Source organism: Fusibacter sp. (assembly GCF_057447755.1).
Map to the genome: position 1 here is coordinate 1 of NZ_JBVBZF010000461.1, position 2,099 is coordinate 2,099.

Genomic DNA, 2,099 nt, shown 5'->3' on the forward strand with positions numbered 1-2,099 from the left:
ACTGGAAAACGGCTGCACTTTTGAGATTGATGAAGATTATTGACAATAATGGCACCTCATTTATGGAAGACTATACCTACCATCTGGATAGTGAAAACAAGGTGGTCTTGGGTGCCCACATGCTTGAAGTGTGTCCGACCATTGCCAAGGATAAACCAGCCCTAGTTGTCAAGCATCTTGGTATAGGTGGAAAAGAAGCTCCGGCACGTATGACTTTTACTGCAAAATCAGGACCTGCCTTAAACGCCTCATTGATTGATATGGGGGGAAGAATGCGCCTAATTGTCAACACGGTTGAAGCAGTGGACGCAATTGCGGATATGCCAAAGCTACCTGTGGCCAAAGCCCTTTGGAAGCCATATCCGAATTTTGAGGATGGTGTAAAAGGCTGGATTTTAGCAGGTGGTGCACATCACACAGTCTTTTCATATGCGGTAACAAAAGAAGACCTTGTGGATTTTGCAGAGTTCATGGATATTGAACTTGTGGTTATTGATCAAAATACGGATATTACAGCCTTCAAACAGATGCTCATGATGAATGATGTGATCTGGAATTTAAAGAGGTAGATGATGTTAGAAGCCTTAAAAAAACGAGTTTACGATGCCAATATGGCATTGGTTGAATATAATCTGGTGATTTTTACCTGGGGCAATGTCTCTGAATATGATGAAGCATCTGGCCTCATAGGGATTAAGCCAAGTGGTGTGGCCTATGACGTTTTAAAACCTGAAGATATTGTCTTGGTGAATTTAGAGGGCCATGTTGTTGAGGGTGATTATAAACCCTCTTCAGATACGGCGACCCATATTGAAATATACAAGCATTTTAAAGGTGTCAGGGGTGTCGTCCATACCCACTCATCTTGGGCGACCAGTTTTGCCCAGGCGGGAAAATCGATTAAGGCCCTTGGAACGACACATGCCGACTATTTTTATGGCGATATTCCATGTACGCGAGCGATGACAGCAGCGGAAATCGCTCAGGATTATGAAAAAAATACCGGCAAGGTCATTGTAGAGACCTTTGAAGCGATCAACCCCAATGAAATTCCAGGTGTTATTGTTAATGAGCATGGGCCTTTCGCTTGGGGAAAATCCCCTAGTGAAGCCGTTCACAACGCCGTCGTTATGGAAGAAATTGCAAAAATGGCCTATAGGACACAAATGATTTTGGCTGGCGATATGAACAAGTCACTACAAAAAGACCTGCTGGACAAGCATTTTTTAAGAAAGCATGGCAAGCAAGCCTACTATGGCCAATAGAGGATTACACCCTTCTCATTTTTCAAACCTTATTTGAAATTTCATGGACCCTTATGCTATAATCCAAAGTATAGGTAAATGCAAGAGAAGGGGGCGTCAACGATGAATGATGCATGGATAAAGTTGTACGATACTGTGAGAACTTCAGAATTTCAACGCATTCAAGACAACTTGGCAAAGTCCACAAATCTTGCCATTATCACAGTTGACTACAAGGGTAGACCTCTGACCAATCACAGTGAGTGCAGTCCCTTTTGCAGTCAGATCAGACAATTGCCTGACTATGCCAAGCTATGTGAAAAATGTGATTCTCATGGTGGTCTTGAAGCAGCTCGATCAAAAGAGCCCTTTATTTACAGGTGTCATGCAAACGTCATAGATCTTGCAGTCCCAATCATCGTCAACGATATGTATCTTGGTGCGATCATGGCAGGTCAGGTGCGGTTGGAAGTCAACGAATCTACGCCTCCAATAGAGACGATTTACAGATTGTCTGAAATTGAGGCACTCTTTGAAGAGAGCCCATCTTTTAGAAATGCCTATGAAAAACTACCGGTGATGTCCTATTCAAAAATCGAAGCCGCAGCCAATATTCTTCAAACCATCTGCAAGTATATGGTTCAGAATCCTGGGGAGCGGATATTGAGCGAATTGACCTTGACGACAGAGCCTGTGGCAACCTCACACATACAAGGGTCTGCTGACTTGCTTCAACCAGCAATTGACTATATGCATACTCATTTTGCTGAAAAAATTACCCTTAGACACTTGGCTCAGATTTGCAATGTATCAGACAGCTATTTTAGCCGATTGTTTTCGAAGAACTTTGGCGTC

General features: G+C 43.0%; 2 protein-coding genes and 1 pseudogene. All 3 read left to right on the forward strand.

From position 1 onward, the window contains the following. Positions 1-569, forward strand: a pseudogene (locus AC220I_RS21655) (L-arabinose isomerase); the annotation flags it as partial. 3 nt (positions 570-572) lie between these two features. Beyond that, positions 573-1,265, forward strand: a complete 693-nt coding sequence (locus AC220I_RS21660; RefSeq protein WP_486725950.1) for an L-ribulose-5-phosphate 4-epimerase — start codon at positions 573-575, stop codon at positions 1,263-1,265. A gap of 102 nt (positions 1,266-1,367) precedes the next feature. Next, the coding region (locus AC220I_RS21665; RefSeq protein WP_486725951.1) for a PocR ligand-binding domain-containing protein at positions 1,368-2,099 on the forward strand (732 nt) is incomplete at its 3' end.

What these genes read in the sequence shown, in the direction of transcription:
- AC220I_RS21660 (WP_486725950.1), top strand. Translation starts at nt 573, where the DNA reads ATGTTAGAAGCCTTAAAAAAACGAGTTTACGATGCCAATATGGCATTG.